Raw genomic sequence first — 21,827 nt, 5'->3', positions numbered from 1 at the left:
CACCGCGGGTGAGGAGTCGGCGATGAGTGACACGACCGCGGATTCGCGGGAGGGTTCGGAGTTCGGGCCGTATCGGCTGCGCCGGCTGGTCGGTCGCGGCGGCATGGGCGACGTCTACGAGGCCGAGGACACGGTGCGGGAGCGGATCGTGGCGCTGAAGCTGATGTCACCGACCCTGTCCAGCGATCCGGTGTTTCGCTCACGGATGCAGCGCGAGGCCCGGACCGCGGGCCGGCTGCAGGAGCCCCACGTCGTGCCGATCCACGATTTCGGCGAGATCGATGGGCAGCTCTACGTGGACATGCGGCTGATCGACGGCATGGACGTGGCGACCATGTTGAGTCGGTACGGGCCGCTGTCCCCGCCGCGGGCGGTGGCGATCGTGCGCCAAATCGGCTCGGCGCTCGACGCCGCGCATGCCGCCGGAGTGCTGCATCGCGACGTGAAGCCGGAGAACATTCTGGTGAGCGCCGATGACTTCGCCTACCTCGTCGATTTCGGGATCGCCAGCGCCACCTCCGACGAGAAGCTGACGCAGTTCGGCACCACGGTGGGCACCTTCAAATACATGGCGCCGGAGCGCTTCACCGATTCCGACGTGACCTACCGGGCCGACATCTATGCGTTGACGTGTGTGCTGTATGAGTGCCTGACCGGATCGCCGCCGTATCGGGGCGACCAGATCAGCGTGATGGGTGCCCACCTGAATCAGGCCATCCCGCGGCCCAGTGCGGCGCGGCCGAGCATTCCGGTCGCCTTCGACAGCGTGATCGCCTGCGGCATGGCCAAAGAGCCCGCGGACCGCTATGCCACCTGCGGTGATCTGTCGGCGGCCGCGTACGCGGCGCTGGCCACACCCGATCAGGATCGCGCCACCGACATCCTGCAGCGAAGCCAACTGGCCGGGCGGCCCGCCGCGTTCGCCGGCCAACCCCCCGGCGGTGTCGCTCCGTCGCCGCCCGCTGTCGCAACCCACGCACCGCCGACGCCACCGACACCGGGCGCGGGCTGGGCTTCGCCCACGGGCTCACCGGTCGGTCCCGGCGGACCGGTGCCACAGCCGACGGGATGGGGCGGCGCTCCCGCCTGGGCGCCAGGCGATTTGGGCGCGGGTGCCCCGCCGTGGGGCCAGCCGCCGCAGCGCAGCTATAAGCCCTGGCTCTGGGTCGGCGTCGCCGCCGTCGTCGCGGTGGCGGTCGTCGGCGTCGTCCTCGTTGTCGCCCTTCCGTGGCGGAAGGCGTCCCCGCCCGCGCCGACGCCCCCGCCGCAGCCGGCCGACGCCGTCGAGTTGCGAGTGCTCGACGACGGCGTGTTTGTCGGCAGCTCGGCGGCATCGACGACGATCGACATCTTCAACGAGCCCATCTGTCCGCCATGCGGCAGCTTCATCCGGTCGAATGCGGGCGATATCGACAGCGCGGTGAACAACAAGAAGCTCGCGGTGCGCTATCACCTGCTCAACTTCCTCGACGACAGGTCGCACAGCAAGGACTACTCGACCCGGGCGGTGGCGGCGACGTATTGCGTTGCCGCGCAAAATGATCCGAAGCTCTACAGCGCCTTCTACACCGGGCTTTTCGCGAGCAACTTTCAGCCCGCCGAGAACGCCGCGCAGGATCGCACCGACGGCGAACTGGCCCAGCTGGCCAAAACCGTCGGCGTCGACCCGAGCGTGATCAACTGCATCAAGTCGGGCGAGGACATCGCCACCGCCAAAGCGAAGGCCGGGGCCGGGGACACGACGCTGGCCGGGTTCAACGCCACGGGCACCCCGTTCGTGTGGGACGGCACCAAGGCGATCAACTATCAGGACGCGACCTGGCTCACCAAGCTCATCGGGTAATCCCGCGAGTCGCTGCGGCGTTTTGGCCTGTTCTCCGTCGATGATCCCTGCATGGCGCGCACCACGAGGGCCACGCTCGCGACGGCCGCGTGCCTCGTCGTTGCTCTGGTGTGTGGGGCGGTCTCCGTGTCGTGGGTCGCATCGGCCGGCGCGGCGCGCGCCGAAACCGGCATGTCCGTCCCCGACGCCGACTACGAGCTGGGGACGTACGGCGACCCCGGTGCGGCCGCGCCCTATTGGCACAAGCAACACTCCTCGGACTGCGCGGAGATGGCGGTGGCCGACGCGGTCGGCCAGATCACCGCCCGCGAACCGACCGAGCAGCGGATCACGGCGGTGGCCGAAACCGCCCCCAGCACAGCGGGTCCCGGGCCGATCTGGAGGCCCTCCGGCAACACCGACATCCGAGACTTGCCGGCGTTGTTCTGGCACTACTGGATCAGGGCCGAGAACATCCAGACCACTATCAACGCGCTGGAGCAGGATTTGGCCGATAGGCGCAAGGTCGTCGTGATCCTCAACGCCGAAACCATATGGAACCGACCGGGCAGGCGCGACTGGGCCAACCATTTTGTGGTGGTAACCGGCATCGACACCAAGGCCGGTGTGGTGCACCTCAACGACAGCGGGATCGACACCGGCCGCGACGAGCGGGTACCGATCGCGACGTTCGAGCGCGCCTGGGCCCCCAACCACAATTCGGCCGTCGTCACAAAGGACCGCTGAGGCGCTTCCGCCGATCAGGCCAGCCTCTAGGCTGACAGGGTGTCGGTTGCTCAGCGCGAACGTGCCGCCCTCGTCGAAACCATGCGCAGCGTCGGGCCCGAGGCGCCCACCCTGTGCGAAGGCTGGACCACCCGGGACCTCGCGGCCCACCTGGTGATTCGCGAATACCGCCTCGACGCCGCGCCCGGCATTGTCATCCCGCTCTTCGCCGCCCGCACCGACAAGGTGCAAAAGGACGTGGTCCAACGCAGCGGCTGGGATGAGCTGCTGGACAAGGTCGCATCCGGCCCGCCCGTCTACTCGCCGCTCAAACTGCTCGATCCGGTCGCCAACGTCGCGGAGATGTTCATCCACCACGAGGATGTGCGGCGCGCGCAGCCGGGCTGGGAGCCGCGGCCGCTCGACCCAGCGCTGGCCTCCAAACTGCGTCGCACCCTGCCGCTGATGGCACGCCTGACGCTGGCGAAGGTCCCCGGCCGCGTCGCATTGCGCACCCCGGAGGGCAAGACGGTGCTGACCGCCGGGCGGGGCCCGGCCGTCACGGTCACCGGCGCGCCAGAGGAGCTGTTGCTGTTCGCCGTCGGGCGCCAGGCCCGAGTCGACTTCGCGGGCGATGCGCCCGCGGTCCAAGCGGTTCGCGACGCGCCCAAGGGGTTGTAGCCGCCATGCCCAGAGAACCGCGGCTTGCCCGACGCTTTTACGACCGATTCGAGCCCGTGCACGCGGTGACGTACTTCGCGCCCGAGGCGCGGGCGGCGCTGGATGGCCTGGGTTACCGCGGCTTCTGGATGGGCTACTTCGCCGCCCGGTCCGCGCCGCTGGGAATCGTACCGACGGAGGTGGTGACCGCGACCTTCTACAACTTCGCGCCGGAGCGCGTCGCCAAGGCCCTGCCGGCGGCATGGGAGATCGCGGGTCCGGAAGCCGCGCTGCACGCCCGGCAGGAATCCGCGGTTGCGGCGCTGAGCCGCTACGGCATCACCGCCGACGAAAACGTCCGCACCGCAGCCGAATTGGCGGCAAAGGCGGCCCGGCAGGCCCCTTTCGACGGGCGGCCGCTGTTCGCCGCGAACCTGGCGCTGCCGTGGCCCGACGATCCGCTGGCCGCGCTATGGCACGCGACGACGCTGTTGCGCGAGCAGCGCGGCGACGGCCATGTGGCCGTACTGGCCGCGGCGGGCATCTCCGGTCGGGAATCCAACGTGTTGCACGCCGCGGCGGGCAAAGTCCCCCGTGAGTACATCGCCCGCACCCGCGACTACGACGAGGACGCGTGGCGCCAGCAGGAGCAGCGGCTCGCCGAGCGGGGCCTGCTCGACGGCGACGGCTCACTGACCGCGGCGGGCCGGCAGCTGAAGGACCACATCGAATCGAGCACCGACGCGCTCGCGCTGTCGGCGCTGGATGCCCTGAGCGACGACGAGGTGGAGACCCTGTTTCGGGCGCTCACCCCGATCGCCCGGGCGGCGATAGCGGGCGGCGACGTCCCCGCCGTCACTCCGATGAATCTGCAGCGCGACGAATTGCACGACGGCAGCGCAAATTTGGCCTAGGGCGAGGGTGCGGGCGCGGCTTCGACGGTCGCAACCTTGTTGAGACCGCTGATGGTCAGGACACGAAGCAGCAAGGGATGCACGATGACGTGCAGGCCGTCGACCTTGTCGGCTTGATCGAATAGCGCGTTGATGGCCCTGCTGTCGAGGTACTTGATTGTGCTGAGATCGACGGTGATTGGGTTGCGAGTCCCCGCGCTGGCGGCGTCGAGCGCATGGATGAACTGACTGATGTTGCTGAGATCGATCTCGCCCGTCGCAATCAGCCGCGGCGTCCCATCGGGGCCACGCTCGATGTTCAGGGTGAGCGGGGGGGCCATCAGGTGATCCTCGCATGCACGTCAACCAGCGTGTCGCGGTGGAGTGAATAGTGCGCGGGCACACCCGCGATCGCAAGGAGGTACCTTTCGACGATGCAGGTCGATGTGATGGCCGTTCCGCAGCCGTTGGGGCAGATCGCCGACATTGCCCGACGCACGCAGGCCTCGGGGTTCTCCGGTCTTCTGTTCACCGAAACGGGGCGTACCGCGTATCTCAACGCCGCGGTTGCCTCTCAGGCCGCGCCCGGTCTCGAACTTTCGACCGGCGTTGCGGTGGCCTTTCCGCGCAGCCCGTTCGTGACGGCGGCGACCGCGTGGGAACTCCAGGAGGCGACCAACGGCAAGTTCCGGCTGGGTCTCGGCACGCAGGTCCGCAGGCACGTGGTGCGCCGCTACGGGATGCCCTTCGATCGCCCCGGCCCGCGCCTGCGCGACTACGTCCTCGCCGTCAAAGCGTGCTTCACCGCCTTCCGGTCGGCGACACTGGACCACCACGGGGACTTCTACGAGCTGGACTTCATCACTCCGCAGTGGAGCCCGGGACCCATCGACGCGCCCGATCCCAAAGTCGACATCGCCGCGGTGAACCCGTGGATGCTGCGCATGGCGGGCGAGGTGGCCGACGGTGTGCACATCCATCCGCTCGGCGAGCCCGGATATCTCGCGCGCCATGCGACGCCGAACATCGCTGCGGGGGCGGCCAATTCGGGGCGCACACCGTCGGACATCGCGGTCATCGTGCCGGTTATCACGATCGTCGGCGACACCGAAGAGGCACGCCACACCGAACGTGAACTCGTGCGGGCCAGCCTCAGCTTCTACGCAAGCACACCCAACTACGCGTTCATCATGGACGAGGCCGGATTCGAGGGAACGACCGCGCGGATCCGCGAGAAGCAGAAGGCCGGCGACTTCAAGGGCATGGCGGCACAGATCAGCGACGACCACATTGCCACCTTCGCCACCGAGTCGACGTGGGACGGCCTGGCCGACGCGCTGATCGACAAGTACGCAGGAATCGCCACCCGCATCGTCCTGTACAACGCCCTCGCCGATCCCGAGCGCTTCGAGCGATACGGCGAGGTCGCGCGGCGCATATCGACCCGGTTCTGACTGCTTCGATCCCCTGCCTGTGATCTTCGCCAATTGCGGGACGGCGTAGCCGGTGCGCTATTACCCTGGCGACAGTCAGGAGGGGAAAATGGACGGATTGTTTAGCTATGGCGTCGGGGTGGGTCCTGCGGTTGTGTTGCTGGCCCTCGTGGCAACGGCACTTTTCCACAACGTTCAGAAGAAGCAGCGCCCCCGCCATTACGACGAGCAAGACGCTAACCGTCGTTGACGAGGTCCGCGAGAAAACCGGGTAACCGACCAGCGCCAAAGTCATAGAACCGCGCCCACAGCGGCTCGATCGAGATGCGCACCATCTGCTTGTATGTCGATCGCACGTTGTTTTCGAACTCGGCAAGATCGGATTCGTTCATTGACGTCCTCGCCGCCGCGAGGTATTCGTCGGTGACGCCGTCGACGGTTTCGAGTGTGGCGAGGCCCCGCACCAAGAGCGCCTTCGCCTCTTCTGGAGTCGAGCCGGTGTCGATCGTCAGCGCGACTTGCGGGCGGGATGAAAGCGCGCGGACTTTCGGGGAGGTCGGTGCCGTGGAGACGACAATGCGTTCGCCCGTCCAGTAGAACCCGACGGGGATGACTCGCGGGAAGCCGTCGTGTCCGTTGTAGGCGAGCCGGGCCATGGAACCGGCAAGCAGCTGCTGGGCGCCGGCGTGGCCGAGTTCCCGAGCCAACTCACTCATGGTCTTCCTCCCAACCCCACTCGTCATCGTCGAGGACATCCACGGTGAGATCGTTGTCCGCGGCGCCCTTCGTGCCATAGGCAAAGGTAAGCAGGGTGCGGTCGTCGTCGAGAGATTCGACCTCCCTGACGGTGGCGTGCCCGATCTTCATGCGGATCCTGTCTCCAGGCTTCAATTCGTCAACACGCTTAAGGGGCACGCCTCACCCGATCCCACATGCGATCGGCGCCCGGTTCCGTCGCCCGCGGACGGCCTGCTGCCGGGTCGCGCGGCATCGTCGACTCCGTATCACCAAACCACCACTTCAGCATTATCACCGGTGTAGCGCCATCTTTGGGGCTGGTGAGCAATGAAAACCCCACGTGTGTCGGGCTGACGGGAGTCGACCTGCTATCACTTGACCCCCGCTCGGGCATCGCCCGAGTTTGGTTGTCTTGCAATGGCTTTTGTAATCGTTCGCTCAGCGCAAAGGATCTCCGGCTGGGCGGTGACGCCCCAGCGAGGACCGCAGTTGGCCCCGCGGAGGGGGGTTGGCGGGGCGAAGGCGTCGTAAGATTGTTTATGCCGTATTACATGGACATTCACGACCTTCCAGGCGGCATCACGCGGGCAGATTTGGCCAAGGCCCACGCCCAGGACCTTGCCGTCCAGGAAAAGTACGGCGTCAGCTATCACAAGTATTGGGTTAACGAAAAAGCCGGGAAGGTGTTTTGCCTTTGTCACGGACCCAGCGCCGAAGCCGCCGAAGCGGTCCATCGCGAAGCCCACGGCCTGGTAGCGGAAAAAATCATTCAAGTCGAACCGGGCGTCGCCGATCTGTTCATGGGCGGCAGCGAACTGGATGCGAGCGGCGCGGTCATGCTGCAAGGTGCACGAGACCCCGCGATTAGGACAATCCTGTTTACCGACATTGTCGGGTCCACTTCGCTGACTCGGAAGATGGGCGACGAAGCCGCTATGCAGGTGCTCGACGCGCACGATTCCATCGTCCGCCGGGAGCTCGCCGAGATGGGCGGCAATGAAATCAAGCATTTGGGCGACGGCATCATGGCCTCATTCACGTCCGCCGCCGCTGCGGTCAAATGCGCGACTCGGATTCAACAGGAGATTAGGAAACACGGCGAAGAAAACGAGGCGAACGCGTTCCGATTGCGGGTCGGCATTGCGGCTGGAGAACCGGTCGAACATCATGACGACCTTTTTGGTTGCACAGTCCAGCTCGCCGCTCGGCTGTGCGCCCACGCGCGGCCCGAAGAAATCCTGGTTTCAAATGTCGTCGCCGAACTCTGCGAAGGAAAAAAGCTCTCGTTCCAAAATCTCGGCGAAGTCAGCCTCAAAGGCTTCGAGCAGCCCGTCCTGACACACGCGGTGGCTTGGCCAAATTAGGAAAGCCGCAGCGACGGTCGGCATGATGTTGAGTAGCTCGTCGGGCTGACAGGATTTGAACCTGCGACCACTTGACCCCCAGTCAAGTGCGCTACCAAACTGCGCCACAGCCCGGATGCCGCCCGAATGGCCGGCAGCAGGTCGAAAGCCTACCGCAGACACCCCGGAACACAGCGAAGCGGCCTCCGACCAACCCGGCGAACCTGCAGGCGGACAAACCGCAAACTCCAATCCCCGTTGCCATCTAGAATCCTGCTCACGATCGCAGGCGGGCTGCTGTGCTCGCTCAGAAACTTCGGGGGACGACCGCAATGATGGCGAACGGCCCGGCGCGTGGCAGTAGTGAACCGCCGGCGAATCAGGGCAATGCCCCGCCCCCGCCGGGCGGCTACCGCGTCGGCCCACCCGGCGCTCCGTATGCGCCGGGACAGCCGATTGCATGGAGCGGCTACCAGCCGGCCGCGGCCGGCGCGCCGCCTCCGTGGCCTCCAAGCCCGCGGCCAGCCCCACCCTCTGGCGCCAAACGATGGTTGATCCTCACGACGGCCATTCTGACGGTCACCTCGGCCGTGTTGGGCGTTATCCTCATGAGCCGTGTGATGACCTCGGGTCCATCGGCGGCGGCGTCATCACACCGTGAGCCGCCCGGGCTGTCGGTGCCCACGACACCGGGGTTGGTCCACCCGGAAGATCTGAAGAATCTTCTGTTGAGCCCTGCCGAGGCCGGCGACATCCTGCACGTGCAGGGAATGACGCTCTACCAGAGCAACAACGGCCTATTCATGGATACCGCCGACCCGCCCGAATGTGCCGGCATCTGGGCTCCGGGCATGGCGCAGGTCTATCGCGACACCCGCTTCATCGACGCGCAGTCGGCCGAACTCCACGGACAGGGTGACGTGTACGTGAAGTTGACCCTGCAGTCGCTGGTCGCCTTCCCGACTGCCAAAGACGCCGGCGCCGTCTTCGAGGACCTGACGAGGAAATGGGATCACTGCGCTCGAACCGAGGTCTTGGTGAACCGCCACGAGGGCGGAACCATCGCCGTCGGCGACCCTCGGGTCGTCGACAACACGCTGCTGGTCTCCTGGGACAAGACCGGCGGGACCGGATGGGGTTGCCAGCGCGCCTTGATGCCGCGCAGCAACATTGTGATCGACATGAGGGTGTGCGACTACGGCGGCAGCGGTCAAGCCCCCGAACTCGTCAACAAAGTCGCCTCCCGGATCCCCACCTCGTGAACAGCCGCGACGGCCGCGCGCGGCCCGCCATGACCAGCACCGCTTCGATGCGCCCAGGAGGTAAGGCATGAGCGTTCCGGGCGACCGGGACAGCGGCCCGGGAGGCAGGCAAGAGGGCACTTCCGGTGCCCCGGCCTACAGCGGTCCCCCACCCTCGCCACCGGCAAGCCCGGGATATGCGCCACCGTTCGGTTACCAGAGCGCCCCCGGACACCTGCCTCGGCCCGGCCCTGGCTCCTGGCCGAACCAGGCGGCGACCCCAGGCCGTTTAGGTGAGTCGATCGCCAAGTGGTGGTGGCTGACGAGCGCCGCCGCGGCCCTGACGGTCGGACTGTTGGTCGCCGTCATCGTGTACCGGCCGGCCCACTCGGGCGGCGGGCCCCTGGCCGCCTCCGCACTCCCGGATGTTCTGCTGACTGCGGAGGAAGCCGCCCATGCTATGGGCGCCGAATCGATGTCCGGCGAAGCGGTTCAAGACAAAATGGCCGACACACCCATCGTCGACGAGGACTGCGTCGGTGTGTTGAAAGCGGCAGAGCAGAAGGCGTATGGGCAGACCGGTTGGACTGCAGTTCGGACGCAGGAACTTGGCGATGCTCCCGCCAAGGGATGGCGGGTGATTCAAGCGGTCGTGTCCTTCCCGGACGCGCCGTCTGCGAACAACTTTGTTGGCAATGCCGCGACGGACTGGCAGAGGTGCGCCGATCGCGACCTGAACACCCGAAACGTCAATATGGATGATCCCCGCAACGTGTTCTGGAAGACGGGGTCGGTGTCGCGGACCGGCGGCATCCTCGCGATGGACTTGGTTCAAGAGGCTCAGGGCTGGAACTGCCAGCGCGCCCTCAGCGCCCGGAACAACGTCGTCATGGACCTTGATCTCTGCGGACGAAACGTGTCGGGATCGGCGGTGCCACAGTTCGTGAACGCTGTCGACAAGAAAATCGACGCCCGAAGCTCATAGGCGTCGTAACGTCAGAGGGTTGAAATGGACACCCGGGGCGGCCCGATGATCAGCTCAGGGCGTTCCGGCGTCGTGTTGATGCCCAACCTGCCCAGCCGGCATCGCTTTTGATCGAGACTTTCGGCCCGATTGGTCCTAGAGCTCAGCGGCGCTTGCCGCCCCGCTTTTCGCGCACCCGCACGTTGATGCGGACCGGGCTGCCCTCGAACCCGAACGTCTCACGCAGCCGCCGTTCCAGGAACCGTCGATACCCGGCCTCGAGAAAACCCGTGGTGAACAGCACGAACGTCGGCGGGCGCGCGGTGGCCTGGGTGGCGAACAGGATGCGGGGCTGCTTGCCGCCGCGGACCGGGGGCGGCGTGGCCGCCACCACCTCCTTGATCCACGTGTTCAGCGGGCCGGTGGCGATCCTGGTGTCCCACGACGCCAGCGCGGCTTCCATCGCGGGCACCAACTTTTGCACCGCCCGGCCCGTCTTGGCGGAGATGTTGACCCGCTGCGCCCAGCGCAGCTGCACCAGCTCGCGATCGATCTCGCGCTCCAGCAACTCGCGCCGATCCTCGTCGACCAGATCCCATTTATTGAACGCCAGGACCAAAGCCCGCCCGGCTTCGATGACCATGGACAGCACCCGCAGATCCTGTTCGGTCAGCGGGCCCGACGCATCGACCAACACGATCACTACCTCGGCGGCATCGATCGCCGAGTGGGTGCGCACCGAGGCGTAAAACTCATGCCCGCGGGCCTGGCCGACCTTGCGCCGCAAGCCCGCGGTGTCGACGAACCGCCACACCTTGCCGCCCAACTCGATCAGCGAGTCCACCGGATCCACCGTCGTCCCGGCGACCTCATGCACCACCGAACGCTGGTCGCCCGCAAGCTTGTTCAGCAACGAGCTCTTACCCACGTTGGGCTTGCCGACCAGCGCCACCCGCCGGGGACCGCCCGCCGCAGGTGCCGCTCCGGATACCTCGGGCAGCGCGGCGAGCACCTCGTCGAGCAGATCGGCGACGCCACGACCGTGCATCGCGCTGATCGCGTGCGGCTCCCCCAGCCCGAGCGACCACAACGCCGCCGCGTCGGCCTCGGCCTTCTCGCTGTCAACTTTGTTGGCGGCCAGGAACACCGGCTTACCGGAGCGCAGCAGGATGCGGGCGGCGGCCTCGTCGGCCGCGGTGGCGCCGACGAGCGAGTCGACCACCAAGATCACCGCGTCGGCGGTACGCATGGCCACCGACGCCTGCTCGGCCACCAGCTGCTGCAGGCCCTTGGCGTCGGGCTCCCACCCGCCGGTGTCCTGCACGACGAACCGGCGTCCGGTCCACAGCGCGTCGTAGGACACCCGGTCCCGCGTGACGCCGGGGACGTCCTGCACCACCGCTTCGCGCCGGCCCAGGATCCGGTTCACCAGGGTCGACTTCCCGACGTTGGGGCGGCCCACCACCGCGACGACCGGCGCGGGGCCGCCTTCCTCGACGCCGGATTCGACGAACTCCCAATCGCTTTCGTCGGTCCAGGTGCCGTCCTGGGTCACCGCACTGCCCCGCTTCGCTGCTTGACCAACTCCAGCAGATGCGCGATCACCTGCGCCTCGGTCATGTCGCTGGTGTCGACGATCAGCGCATCCGGGGCGGCGCGCAGCGGCGACACCGCCCGGGTGGAATCCAGGTGATCGCGGCGCCGGACGTCCGCCAAAACACCCTCGTAGTCGTCGGCCAGGCCCGCCGCGACGTTCTGGTCGTTGCGGCGCCGGGCGCGGGTTTCGGCCGAGGCGGTCAGGAAGATCTTCACCGGCGCGTCGGGCAACACCACCGTCCCGATGTCTCGGCCCTCGACGACGACGTTGCCCGGACCGCCGGCCATGGCCCGCTGCAGCTCGACGAGCCGGGTGCGCACCGCGGGAACCGACGACACCGCCGAAACCGCTCCGGTTACCTCGTCACCGCGGATTTCGGTCGAAACATCTTCTCCGTCAAGGTAACACGTGATGCTTTCGGGGTCGTAGCTCACCGACAACTGCACCTGAGAGGCGATCTCTCCGACGGCGTCGGCATCCGTCGGCTCGACCCCGGCGCGCAGCACCGCCAGCGTCACGATTCGATACATCGCGCCGGTATCCAGATAGCGCGCACCCAACGCGCGGGCCAATCTCCTTGACACCGAGGATTTTCCGGTTCCTGCGGGCCCGTCGATCGCGACGACGACGTCCGCGCTCACAGGCCCACCGCTTTGTACAGTTGCCCGATCTCGTCGAGCCGCAAAGCGCGGATGCTGCCCGGGCGCTGCTTGCCCAGCGACACCGCGCCGATATCGGTGCGCACCAACGATTCCACCGGGAAGCCCGCGGCCCCCAACAGCCGGCGCACAATGCGGTTCCGGCCTTCGTGTAACGTCAACCGCACCAACGACTTTCCCGGGATGGCGTCCACCACGCCGAAATCGTCGACGCGTGCGACGCCGTCCTCCAATTCGATGCCGGCGCGCAGCCTCTTGCCGAGCCCGCGCGGGACCGAACCCGTCACCGTCGCCAGGTACGTCTTGGGCACCTCGTGGGACGGATGCATCAACCGGTGCGCCAGCTCGCCGTCGTTGGTGAGCAGGATCAGCCCCTCGGTGTCGGCGTCCAACCGCCCGACGTGAAAGAGATTCTTGGTGCCGCGCACCTTGCGCTCGACCAGGTCGCCGATGCAGGGCCGGCCGCGATCGTCGGACATCGTCGAGTGCATGCCGCGCGGCTTGTTCAGCGCCAGGTACACCATCGAGTCGTCGAGGACCACCCGGGCACCGTCGACGCGAATCACCGAAACGTCAGGGTCGACCCGGGTGCCCAACTCGGTCACCACCTGCCCGTCCACCTCGACCCGCCCGTCGATGATCAACTTCTCCGCGGCCCGCCGCGACGCGACCCCGGCCTGGGACAACACTTTTTGTAGACGCGTTCCCCGGGGCTCCTCCGGCTGGACCATCAATCCCGATCCACGTCGAATGACAGTGACTGCTCGGGTGCCTGTCCGCCCGCGAGCTTGATGAAACGTGGCTCGCTGTCCAGTGATTCGCTGAGGTCCTCGATGGTGTCCACATCCGGCAGCAGCGGCGCGATATCGGGAAGGTCGGCCAGCGACGTCAGCCCGAGGCGTTCCAGGAAGAGCTCGGTGGTGGCGAACGTCGTCGCGCCGGTGTCGTCGTCGACGCCCGCCTCGGTGATCAGGCCGCGCGCCAGCAGGGTGCGCATGACGGCGTCGACATTCACGCCGCGCACCGCGCTCACCCGCGCCCGCGTGACGGGCTGGCGATACGCCACCACGGCCAGCGTCTCCAGCGCGGCCCGGGTGAGTTTGGAGCGGGCGCCGTCCAGCAGCAGCTTCTCCACGTAGGGCGCGTAGCGCGCCCGGGTGTACATCCGCCAGCCCTCGCTGGTTTTCCGCAAGTCGATGCCGCTCTCGCGCTCGGTCAATTCGTCGGCCATCTGCTGCAGCTTCGCGGCGATGCGGTAGACGGGCTGCTGGGTGGCGGCGGCCAGCGCCTCGACGGTGACAGGGGTGTCGACGACCAGCAGCAGCGCCTCCAGCACGGAGCCGAGTTCCTCGGCGTCCATCGGCGCCGCCTCGGCTATCTCGGGGATGCCGTAGCCGAGGTCGATCTCGGGCAGCTCTTCAGTCACCTATTCGTCCCGCACTTCCACCAGGGCTTCGCCGGCCGGACGTTCGCCGGTCCATGAAATCTGGAGCACGCCAAGCGGCTCTGACTGGTCGAATGCTACCGCCCGGGACCGATACAGTTCGAGGAGCGCCAGGAAGCGCCCCACCACCTCCATCGGCGCCTGACAGTCGGCGACCAGCTCGGAAAACGTCGCCCAGTGACCAGTGCCCCGCGCCTCGAGCATGCTCAGCAGTTTTTGCGCCTGCTCGGGCACCGAGATTTGCAGCTCGTGCAGGTGCTCGGTGGCCACCGTCGGCACCGGCCGCGGGGTGAACGCGACGGCGGCGATCTCGGCGAACCGCTCGGCATCGACGCCGAGCATCACCTCGGGCAGCAGTTCGGTGAACCGGTCCTCCAGCGACACCGCCCGCGGATAGCTGCGCAGCGCGGTGGCCTCCAGCTCGGCGAACATCTCCGCAACGTGCTTGAACGCGCGGTACTGCAGCAGCCGGGCGAACAGCAGGTCGCGGACTTCCAGCAGCGCCAGGTCCTCTTCGTCGTCGATCTGTCCGGCCGGCAGCAGCCGGGCCGCCTTGAGATCGAGGAGCGTCGCGGCAACCACCAGGAAGGCCGTCGTCTCCTCCAGCTCCAGCTGCGAACCGATCGCCCGGGTGTAGGCGATGAAGTCATCGGTGACCTGATGCAGCGCCACCTCGGTCACGTCGAGCCGGTGGGCGAAGATCAGCTGCAGCAGCAGATCGAACGGCCCCTCGAAGTTGGTCAGGCGGACTTGGAAACCAGCCGCGTAGCCGTTCTGCGGTGGCGCCTCACCATTTGCGGTGTCGTTCACGCGCCAAATCGGTCGATGAACTCGCGGGCCAGGGCGCGGTAGGCCTGGGCGCCCGTCGACTTCGGCGCCCAGGTGGTGATGGGTTCGCCCGCCACGCTCGTTTCCGGGAACCGCACGGTGCGGGTGATCACCGTGTCGAACACCAGGTCGCCGAATCGCTCGACGACGCGGGCCATCACCTCGCGCGCGTTGACGGTACGCGGGTCGTAGCGGGTGAGCAGGATGCCGCTGATTTCCAGCTTGGGGTTGAGTCGGTCGCGCACCTTGTCGACGGTATCGGTTAGCAAGGCCAGCCCGCGCAGCGAGAAGAACTCGCACTCGGTGGGGATCACCACGCCATCCGAACAGGCCAGGCCGTTGACGGTGAGCAGCCCCAGCGACGGCTGGCAGTCGATCAGCACATAGTCGTAGCGGTCCAGCACCGGATGCAGCGCCCGGCCCAGAGTCTGCTCGCGGCCCACCTCGTTGACGAGCTGGATCTCGGCCGCCGACAGGTCGATATTGCTGGGCACCAGGTCCATGTGCTTGATCCGGGTGGACAGCAGCACGTCGTCGATCGACACCCGCGGCTCCACCAGCACGTTGTGAATGGTCTTTTCCAGCTCGTAGTGCGGGACGCCGAGCCCCGCCGACAGCGCGCCCTGCGGATCCATGTCGACCAGCAGCACCCGCCTGCCGTACTCGGCGAGCGCGGCGCCCAGGTTGATCGTCGACGTGGTTTTCCCGACACCGCCCTTCTGGTTGCACATCGCGACGACCTTGGCCGGGCCGTGCGAGGTGCGCGGCTGCGGCTCCGGGATCGACCGCGGCGGACGCCCGGTCAGGCCGATAGCGATATCGCTGTCGGACGGATCGGTCATCGCCGGTCGAGTGTTCGGGAGGTGAACATCGCAGCAGAGTCTAATGGGTTGGCGCGCAGAAACCGGGCGACCCGCGGGCGATATAACCAGCGAATATGGCCGAATATCCCTGGTAATGGGCACAATAGCGCGCAGCGTTAACACTAGTCACACCAGCAACATTGGCCGGCCATCGGGCGGGCGCCACTATCGTGGATCCCCATGGATCTCAAGCGACGCATACCGCTGCTGCGATGGTCGGTCTGGCGAATGGCCGCCGGGACGCGCAACATCACCACCACGGGCCAGATCGGTGACGGCCGCGAGGCCGCCGCGGTGGAGTACGTCCTGAAGAACGCACGGGCCGGCGACATCGACGACGTGCTGGCGACCATCGACAAGTTCGCCTACGAGAAGTCGATGCTGATCAACGTCGGCGACGAGAAGGGGCTGCTGCTGGACGCCGCCGTGCGTCGCGCCAATGCCGCGCTCGCGCTGGAGCTGGGCACCTACTGCGGCTACGGGGCGCTGCGGATCGCCAGGGCCGCACCCAGCGCCCGGGTGTACTCCGTCGAACTCGCCGAGGCCAACGCCATCAACGCCCGCCAGATCTGGGAACACGCCGGCGTCGCCGACCGGGTCACCTGTGTCGTCGGCACCATCGGCGACGGCCGGCGCACCCTCGACAGGCTGGCCAACGAATATGGATTCGCTTCTGGCGCACTCGATTTCGTCTTCCTCGACCACGACAAGAACGCCTACCTGAACGACCTGAAGAGCATCCTGGACCGGGGCTGGCTGCATCCGGGCTCGATCGTGGTCGCCGACAACGTCAGAGTGCCGGGCGCACCGAAATACCGCGAGTACATGCGCCAGCGGCAGGGCACGCAGTGGAACACCGTCGAGCACAAGGCGCACCTCGAATACCAGTCCATGGTCTCCGACCTGGTGCTGGAATCGGAGCTCCTGGCCTAAATCCGCGCGGGTTATTGCGCGCGCGGGTGCGCGCCGGCCCACACCTCGCGCAGCGCGTGCACGGTGACCAGCGTGTAGATCTGTGTCGTCGTCACCGAGGCGTGGCCGAGCAGCTCCTGCACCACGCGAACGTCGGCGCCGCCCTCGAGCAGATGGGTGGCGAAGGAATGCCGCAGCATGTGCGGCGACACACCCGAGGTGATCCCGGCGCGCTCGGCCGCGTCCTGCAGCACCTGCCATGCGCTCTGCCGCGACAGCCGGCCGCCGCGCACGTTGAGGAAAATGGCCGCCGTCCCCCGGCCGCGGCGAGCCAGCTCAGGGCGCCCCCGCACCAGGTAGGCGTCCAGCGCCTGCACGGCGGGACGCCCGACCGGCACCAACCGCTGCTTGCCGCCCTTGCCGCGCAACAACACCGACCTGGCCTGGGTGTCGATGTCGTCGACGTCGAGGCCGACGGCTTCGGAGATCCGTGATCCGGTGGAGTACAACAGCTCCAGCAGCGCGCGGTTGCGCAGCGTCAGCGGACCGTCGGCCGGGCTCTCGCCGCCGGCGGCCTCGAGCAGCGCCAGCACCTGATCGATGGTCAGGCTTTTCGGCAGCCGGCGGCCCGGCGTCGGCGGCCGGACCGCCCGCGCCACGTCGAGCTCGGCCAGCCCTTCGGCGGCGGCGAAGCGATGCAAACCGCGCACCGCGATCAGCGCCCGCGCGGCCGACACCGCGGACAGCGCCGCCGTCCCGGAATCGGGGTCGCCGCGCCGCAGCGCCACCAGGAACTCGCTGACGTCGTCCTCGCCGACTTTTGCCAGATCGTGAATTCCTCGGTCCGACAGGTGTTTTGAGTACCGGCGCAGGTCGCGTCGATAGGAGCTGAGCGTGTTGGGCGCCACGCCCCGCTCGATCGTCAGGTGATCGAGGTAGCCCTGCATTTGACTCTCCAGCGCCGGCGCCGTCATCCCCGGGCCTTTCGCGCGGCGAACGCGCTCGGCTTGTCGATCCAGGGACTGTCCAGCGGACGCGGGTCCGCGAAGCCGTTGGTCACCGCCTGGGCGGCCAAAATCCCCGCCACGGCAATGGCATTGACGATCTCACCGCTGAGCACCTTGCGGGCGGCCTCAGCGAGCGGATACCACTGCAACGTCATGTCGGCTTCTTCGTCGTGCGCCTCGGGCCGGTCCACCTCGCTCAGCCCGGTGGCCAGATAGACCCGCACCGACTCGTCGCTGAATCCGGGCGTCGAATCGAGATCCACGAGCACCCGCCAGGTGTCGGCCCGCAGGCCGGCCTCCTCCTGCAGCTCCCTCGCGGCGGTCAAATGCGCCGCCTCGCCGTCGATGTCGAGGAGCCCGGCGGGCAGCTCCCACAGCCGCCTGCCGAACGCATGCCGGTACTGATACACCAGGGGGACGTTGCCGTCGTCGTCCATCGCCAAAACGGCGACCGCGCCGAAGTGCTCGACGACGTCGCGGGTGACCACCTTGCCGCCGGGCATGCGCACCTGGTCGCGGCGCAGCGCGAAAATCTTTCCGGTGTGCAGCGTTTCGGATGACGCCGTTTCGAAAACGTGCTCAGCCACGGGTCGCCGGCTCGGGTAACGGCCGCCGTGTGCTGTCTAGTTGCTGATCGCCGTTGGACGTATGCTCGGGGATTTCCACCGGCAGCTGCTCGCCCTTCTGGTAGTCGATGGCCGCCCCGACGAATGCGACGAACAACGGGTGTGGCCGGGTGGGCCGGCTCTTCAGTTCGGGGTGGGCCTGGGTGCCGACGACGAACGGGTGGATGTCGCGTGGGTATTCGACGAACTCCACCAGGTGCCCGTCTGGTGAGGTGCCTGAGAAACGCAAACCGCTTTCGGCGATCCGGTCGCGGTAGGCGTTGTTGACCTCGTAGCGGTGCCGGTGTCGCTCGGATACCTCTGTCGTCCCATACGCTTGGGCCACAATGGAATCCGGCTCCAGCACCGCGGGATACGCGCCCAGCCGCATCGTGCCGCCGAGGTCGGCCTCGCCGGCCACGATCTGTTCCTGGTCGGCCATCGTGGAGATGACGGGATCCGGTGTGCCCGCCTCGAATTCGGCCGAGTTGGCCTCGGTGAGACCGACGGAGCGGGCGGCTTCGATCACGATGCACTGCAGGCCGAGGCACAGCCCCAGCACCGGCAAACCGCGCGAGCGGGCGTGTTGGATGGCGCCGATCTTGCCCTCGATGCCTCGGATGCCGAACCCGCCAGGAATCAGCACACCGTGCACGTCCCCCAACGCCGCCGCGGCACCCGCGGCGCTCTCACACCCGTCGGAAGCCACCCAAACCATCTCGACCTTTGCGTGGTGCTTGAACCCGCCCGCGCGCAGCGCCTCGGTGACCGACAGGTAGGCGTCGGACAGCTCGACATACTTTCCTACCAACGCAATTCGCACCGTCTCGTGTGGCTCGTGCACCCTGCGCAGCAGGTCGTCCCATTCGGTCCAGTCGACGTCGCGGAACGGCAGGTTGAGCCGGCGCACCACGAAGGCGTCGAGTTCCTCACGGTGCAACACCTTCGGGATGTCGTAGATCGACGGCGCGTCCGGGGTGGAGATGACGCCGTCGATGTCGACGTCACACATCAACGCGATCTTGTTCTTCAGGGCTTCGGGGACGTCGCGGTCGCAGCGCAGGATCAGCGCGTCCGGGGTGATACCGATGCTGCGCAGCGCGGCCACCGAGTGCTGGGTCGGCTTGGTCTTGAGTTCACCCGACGGCGCGAGATACGGCACCAGCGACACATGCAGGAAGAAGACGTTCTCCCGCCCCAGGTCGTGCCGGACCTGGCGGGCCGCCTCCAGGAAGGGCTGCGACTCGATATCGCCCACGGTGCCACCGATTTCGGTGATCACGACGTCCGGGCGGTTGCCGTCGGCGTCCGGTTCGGCCATCGCCATGATCCGCCGCTTGATCTCGTCGGTGATGTGCGGGATGACCTGCACGGTGTCACCGAGATATTCACCGCGCCGTTCCTTGGCGATGACGGTCGAATACACTTGCCCGGTAGTAACATTCGCTGAGCCGGACAGGTCGCGGTCCAGGAAGCGCTCGTAATGGCCGACGTCGAGGTCGGTCTCGGCCCCGTCCTCGGTCACGAAGACCTCGCCGTGCTGGAACGGGTTCATCGTGCCCGGGTCGACATTGAGGTACGGGTCGAGCTTTTGCATCGTCACGTGCAACCCGCGCGCGGTGAGCAGCTGGCCCAGGCTGCTCGCGGTGAGCCCCTTGCCGAGTGACGAAGCGACGCCACCGCTGACGAAGAGGTGCTTGGTGGCGGTTTGCGGGTGCTTTCGCACTGGCGACCTCCGTGAAGACGGGCAGGGCTTCGACTTTTCTAGTCTTAACCAGCTGGGCCTGCCGACCCACGGAAATCCACCCTAACATCCACCGTGCCGCGCCGCGGGGAACACGCCCGGCGTGCGGAGCGGCTGCTGAGTGACTACTGGGGCACGGTGATCGACGTCGCCCCGTGACCGGTGCCGTACTGCCCGACGTGGCCGCCGTTGATCAGGTCATGCAGGCCCAGGATCGCGGTGATGCGCCCGGGCGCGGTATCGACGTCATCGACGGTGCTGATCGCCGAAACCATGGCGGCATCGGCTCGGGCCACCGCGACCGCGGCGCCGCCCGTCGCGGACCCGTCCCGCCCGGCCAGCAGCGTGCCGGCGCCGTGTGGCGCCAGCGCGGTGGCGAACCGGGCGACGCTGACGCCCTGATTGCCGGCGTCCTGCGGCAGCCCGCCGCCGGTCACGACGAGGGCGGCAGTCCCGGCGCCCAGGTGATCGCTGGGCTGATACGTGATGAAGCCGGTGTCGCGCAGCGACGCCAGCACGGTGTCCCGCTGCGCGTCGTCCACCGGTGGGATGGCCGGATTGGTGTTGACCAACAACGCGATGCCCAACAGGTCGCCAGCCTGCGAGCCCTGGTCGACGAGCTTGGTGCTCAGCTGCTGGCCGGCGGGCAGGACCGACGAGTTGACCACCGTGCGGAGCTTCTCCGCGGAGTTGGCGTCGACGAATTCCTGGGTCAGCGACACCGTGCCGGCGACCGTACCGCCGGCCTGGCCGACGATCTTCGACACCGCGGCGACGTCGTCATCTCGCGCGTCGGGGGTGCGGAAGACGACCACCGACTTGCCGCCGAGCGCGTCGTGCACTATCCGGCCGCCCAGCTGGGTGTCGAAATTGTTTGCGGCACTGAGCTTCTCGTTCAGCACATTCTTTTGGTCGTTGAGCCCGCCGATCTGTGTGAACAGGTCGCGCTTCTCGTCACGCAGGCTGGACAGCAGAGTGTCGGACAGAAATCCCGAACCCAGCACGACTCCCACGGCCAACGCCAGGAAGACCGCGGCCAGCGAGAATGCATGTTGGCGTAACGAGATCATGTGCGCACCGTTCTAGGCCACCCACCTCTGCACGGTGAGAGTGAAGTGGTTCCAGTAGTCGGTGATCCAATGCAGCACCACGCCGTCGGTGCGCGAGACCCACAGGGCGACGATGACGGCGATCAGCATCGTCAGCGCCAAGAGCGCGATGGCGCCCGCCGAGATGTGGCTGCGGTACAGCGTGGAAACCGCCTTGGCGTCCACCACCTTCTCCCCCACCCGAAGTCGGGTCAGGAACGTCGACGGGTTGCTTTGCGTGCGGGTGCGATCGAAGAACGTCTCGATGTTGGCGGTGTGGCCGGCCGTCACGAGCAGCGACGCGCCATGATGATCGGCGAGCAGCAGCGCCAGATCGACAGCCGAGCCCGCGGCCGGAAACGTCATCGCCCCGACACCGAGATCCTGAATCCGTTCCAGGCCGGGCGCATGCCCGTCGGCGTCGGCGGGCAACACCACATGGGCGCCGCACTTTAGCGCGTCGGTGCTGATCTGCTCGGGGTCGCCGACGATGATCTGCGGCCGATATCCCGCCTTGCGCAACACATCTGCGCCGCTACCGACGCCGATGAGCACCGGCTGGTACTCCTTGATGAACGGTTTGAGAGATCGCAGGTCATCCTCGGCGCTCGGCTCGTCGGCGACGATCACCACGTGCCGGCGACGCAGGTCCACGTCGATATCGGGGATGCCGATGCCGTCGATCAACAGCGGACTCTCGCTCTTGATGAACTCAATTGTGTTGCCTGCGAACGCCTCCAGGTGGGCGGCCAGCCCGCTCTTGGCCTCCCGCATCAGGTCGGCGATGTCATGGTCGGTGCGCTCGGTGCCGCGGATCAGCCTGCGGTCGCCGGCGTAAACGCCGCCTTCGTACAGCCGAATCTTGGCCCCGTCCTTGACCTTCTTGAAGATGTCGGGTCCGGTCTCGTCGATCAGCGTCACCCCGTTGTTGACCAGCACCTCGGGGCCCATGTTGGGATAGCGGCCCGAGACGGACGGGGATGCGTTGACGACGGCCGCGATGTCGGCCTCAACGAGGGCGTCCGCGGTGATGCGGTCCAGATCCAGGACGTCGAGCACCACGATGTCGCCGGGACAGACCCTGCGCAGCAGTCGGTCGATATTGCGGTCAACCCGCGCGGTGCCGGTAAGGCCCGGTCGGGAGGCATTACGAGTTAGCAGGCCTGACATCTTCATGGGGGCGATTCTGTCGGTGAAGCGCGGCCGAGGCGAGGAGGCGCGCCGTAACATCAGCCTCAGAAGTTATCTAGAGTCACATCT

The 21,827-nt window shown here is 67.2% G+C and carries 23 protein-coding genes and 1 tRNA gene; 9 read left to right on the top strand and 15 right to left on the bottom strand.

Annotation, left to right across the window (positions count from 1 at the left end):
* The first annotated feature begins 22 nt into the window (after positions 1–22).
* Genes A5747_RS07575 through A5747_RS07560 form a run of 4 tightly spaced genes read left to right on the top strand, consistent with a single transcriptional unit; the run spans position 23 to position 4,122 of the window.
* Positions 23–1,843 (top strand): serine/threonine protein kinase PknE, encoded by a 1,821-nt coding sequence (locus tag A5747_RS07575; RefSeq protein ID WP_076123037.1) that lies wholly within the window; start codon positions 23–25, stop codon positions 1,841–1,843.
* A 51-nt stretch (positions 1,844–1,894) separates the two neighbouring features.
* Positions 1,895–2,569, top strand: a complete 675-nt coding sequence (locus A5747_RS07570; RefSeq protein ID WP_076123036.1) for a hypothetical protein — start codon at positions 1,895–1,897, stop codon at positions 2,567–2,569.
* A gap of 39 nt (positions 2,570–2,608) precedes the next feature.
* Complete coding sequence (locus A5747_RS07565; RefSeq protein WP_076123035.1) at positions 2,609–3,229, top strand: TIGR03085 family metal-binding protein; 621 nt, start codon at positions 2,609–2,611, stop codon at positions 3,227–3,229.
* Between the two features lie 5 nt (positions 3,230–3,234).
* On the top strand, positions 3,235–4,122 hold the full coding sequence (locus A5747_RS07560) for a hypothetical protein (protein ID WP_076123034.1): 888 nt from the start codon (positions 3,235–3,237) through the stop codon (positions 4,120–4,122).
* Here the strand turns inward: A5747_RS07560 and A5747_RS07555 are convergent.
* Positions 4,119–4,442 (bottom strand): STAS domain-containing protein, encoded by a 324-nt coding sequence (locus tag A5747_RS07555; protein WP_076123033.1) that lies wholly within the window; start codon positions 4,440–4,442, stop codon positions 4,119–4,121. The genes A5747_RS07560 and A5747_RS07555 overlap by 4 nt on opposite strands.
* Positions 4,443–4,535: 93 nt before the next feature.
* On the opposite strand from A5747_RS07555, the gene A5747_RS07550 reads away from it, so the two are divergent.
* Positions 4,536–5,555, top strand: a complete 1,020-nt coding sequence (locus A5747_RS07550; RefSeq protein WP_076123032.1) for a TIGR03617 family F420-dependent LLM class oxidoreductase — start codon at positions 4,536–4,538, stop codon at positions 5,553–5,555.
* Positions 5,556–5,770: 215 nt separating this feature from the next.
* Here A5747_RS07550 and A5747_RS07545 read toward each other — a convergent pair whose 3' ends face one another.
* Positions 5,771–6,250, bottom strand: a complete 480-nt coding sequence (locus A5747_RS07545) for a pyridoxamine 5'-phosphate oxidase family protein (RefSeq protein ID WP_076123031.1) — start codon at positions 6,248–6,250, stop codon at positions 5,771–5,773.
* Positions 6,243–6,401, bottom strand: coding sequence for a hypothetical protein (locus A5747_RS25220; protein WP_175611172.1), 159 nt, complete (start codon positions 6,399–6,401; stop codon positions 6,243–6,245). The genes A5747_RS07545 and A5747_RS25220 overlap by 8 nt, the downstream gene beginning before the upstream one ends.
* A 422-nt stretch (positions 6,402–6,823) precedes the next feature.
* On the opposite strand from A5747_RS25220, the gene A5747_RS07540 reads away from it, so the two are divergent.
* Positions 6,824–7,636 (top strand): nickel-binding protein, encoded by an 813-nt coding sequence (locus A5747_RS07540; RefSeq protein WP_158070258.1) that lies wholly within the window; start codon positions 6,824–6,826, stop codon positions 7,634–7,636.
* Between the two features lie 40 nt (positions 7,637–7,676).
* On the opposite strand, the gene A5747_RS07535 is transcribed toward A5747_RS07540, so the two are convergent.
* Positions 7,677–7,750, bottom strand: a tRNA-Pro gene (locus A5747_RS07535).
* Positions 7,751–8,235: 485 nt separating this feature from the next.
* On the opposite strand from A5747_RS07535, the gene A5747_RS07530 reads away from it, so the two are divergent.
* Positions 8,236–8,877: a sensor domain-containing protein gene (locus tag A5747_RS07530; RefSeq protein ID WP_158070257.1), complete on the top strand. Its 642-nt coding sequence runs from the start codon at positions 8,236–8,238 to the stop codon at positions 8,875–8,877.
* Positions 8,878–9,211: 334 nt separating this feature from the next.
* Positions 9,212–9,841: a sensor domain-containing protein gene (locus A5747_RS07525; RefSeq protein ID WP_076123028.1), complete on the top strand. Its 630-nt coding sequence runs from the start codon at positions 9,212–9,214 to the stop codon at positions 9,839–9,841.
* A 142-nt stretch (positions 9,842–9,983) separates the two neighbouring features.
* Here the strand turns inward: A5747_RS07525 and der are convergent, their stop codons facing one another.
* From der to A5747_RS07495, 6 genes are read right to left on the bottom strand one after another with little or no spacing between them, the layout of a single operon-like run.
* Complete coding sequence (gene der / locus A5747_RS07520; protein ID WP_076123027.1) at positions 9,984–11,375, bottom strand: ribosome biogenesis GTPase Der; 1,392 nt, start codon at positions 11,373–11,375, stop codon at positions 9,984–9,986.
* Positions 11,372–12,058: a (d)CMP kinase gene (gene cmk / locus A5747_RS07515; RefSeq protein WP_076123026.1), complete on the bottom strand. Its 687-nt coding sequence runs from the start codon at positions 12,056–12,058 to the stop codon at positions 11,372–11,374. The genes der and cmk overlap by 4 nt, the downstream gene beginning before the upstream one ends.
* On the bottom strand, positions 12,055–12,807 hold the full coding sequence (locus A5747_RS07510; RefSeq protein ID WP_076123025.1) for a pseudouridine synthase: 753 nt from the start codon (positions 12,805–12,807) through the stop codon (positions 12,055–12,057). The genes cmk and A5747_RS07510 overlap by 4 nt, the downstream gene beginning before the upstream one ends.
* Positions 12,807–13,502: an SMC-Scp complex subunit ScpB gene (gene scpB / locus A5747_RS07505; RefSeq protein WP_076123024.1), complete on the bottom strand. Its 696-nt coding sequence runs from the start codon at positions 13,500–13,502 to the stop codon at positions 12,807–12,809. The genes A5747_RS07510 and scpB overlap by 1 nt, the downstream gene beginning before the upstream one ends.
* Positions 13,503–14,330, bottom strand: coding sequence for a segregation/condensation protein A (locus A5747_RS07500; protein ID WP_076123023.1), 828 nt, complete (start codon positions 14,328–14,330; stop codon positions 13,503–13,505).
* A complete protein-coding gene (locus A5747_RS07495; protein ID WP_076062162.1) occupies positions 14,327–15,190 on the bottom strand; it encodes a ParA family protein in 864 nt (287 codons plus the stop codon). Before A5747_RS07495 ends, A5747_RS07500 begins: the two co-directional genes overlap by 4 nt.
* Positions 15,191–15,391: 201 nt before the next feature.
* Here A5747_RS07495 and A5747_RS07490 point away from each other — a divergent pair, with 201 nt between their 5' ends.
* The gene (locus tag A5747_RS07490; protein ID WP_076123022.1) at positions 15,392–16,144 is read left to right on the top strand and encodes an O-methyltransferase; all 753 of its coding nucleotides are present in this window, start codon (positions 15,392–15,394) and stop codon (positions 16,142–16,144) included.
* An 11-nt stretch (positions 16,145–16,155) separates the two neighbouring features.
* Here A5747_RS07490 and xerD read toward each other — a convergent pair whose 3' ends face one another.
* The 5 genes from xerD to steA all read right to left on the bottom strand — a co-directional run bounded on the left by xerD (position 16,156) and on the right by steA (position 21,743).
* Complete coding sequence (gene xerD / locus A5747_RS07485) at positions 16,156–17,097, bottom strand: site-specific tyrosine recombinase XerD (RefSeq protein ID WP_076123021.1); 942 nt, start codon at positions 17,095–17,097, stop codon at positions 16,156–16,158.
* On the bottom strand, positions 17,094–17,717 hold the full coding sequence (locus A5747_RS07480; protein ID WP_076123020.1) for an NUDIX hydrolase: 624 nt from the start codon (positions 17,715–17,717) through the stop codon (positions 17,094–17,096). The genes xerD and A5747_RS07480 overlap by 4 nt, the downstream gene beginning before the upstream one ends.
* Positions 17,710–19,461, bottom strand: a complete 1,752-nt coding sequence (locus tag A5747_RS07475; protein WP_076123019.1) for a CTP synthase — start codon at positions 19,459–19,461, stop codon at positions 17,710–17,712. Before A5747_RS07475 ends, A5747_RS07480 begins: the two co-directional genes overlap by 8 nt.
* A gap of 143 nt (positions 19,462–19,604) precedes the next feature.
* Positions 19,605–20,549, bottom strand: coding sequence for a copper transporter (locus A5747_RS07470; RefSeq protein ID WP_076123018.1), 945 nt, complete (start codon positions 20,547–20,549; stop codon positions 19,605–19,607).
* Between the two features lie 12 nt (positions 20,550–20,561).
* On the bottom strand, positions 20,562–21,743 hold the full coding sequence (steA, locus tag A5747_RS07465) for a putative cytokinetic ring protein SteA (RefSeq protein ID WP_076123017.1): 1,182 nt from the start codon (positions 21,741–21,743) through the stop codon (positions 20,562–20,564).
* Between the last annotated feature and the right edge of the window lie 84 nt (positions 21,744–21,827).

Source organism: Mycobacterium sp. IS-836 (assembly GCF_001954275.1).
Lineage (GTDB): Bacteria > Actinomycetota > Actinomycetes > Mycobacteriales > Mycobacteriaceae > Mycobacterium.
Note: the sequence above shows the minus strand (reverse complement) of the source record. Positions and strands in the feature narration are given on the sequence as shown.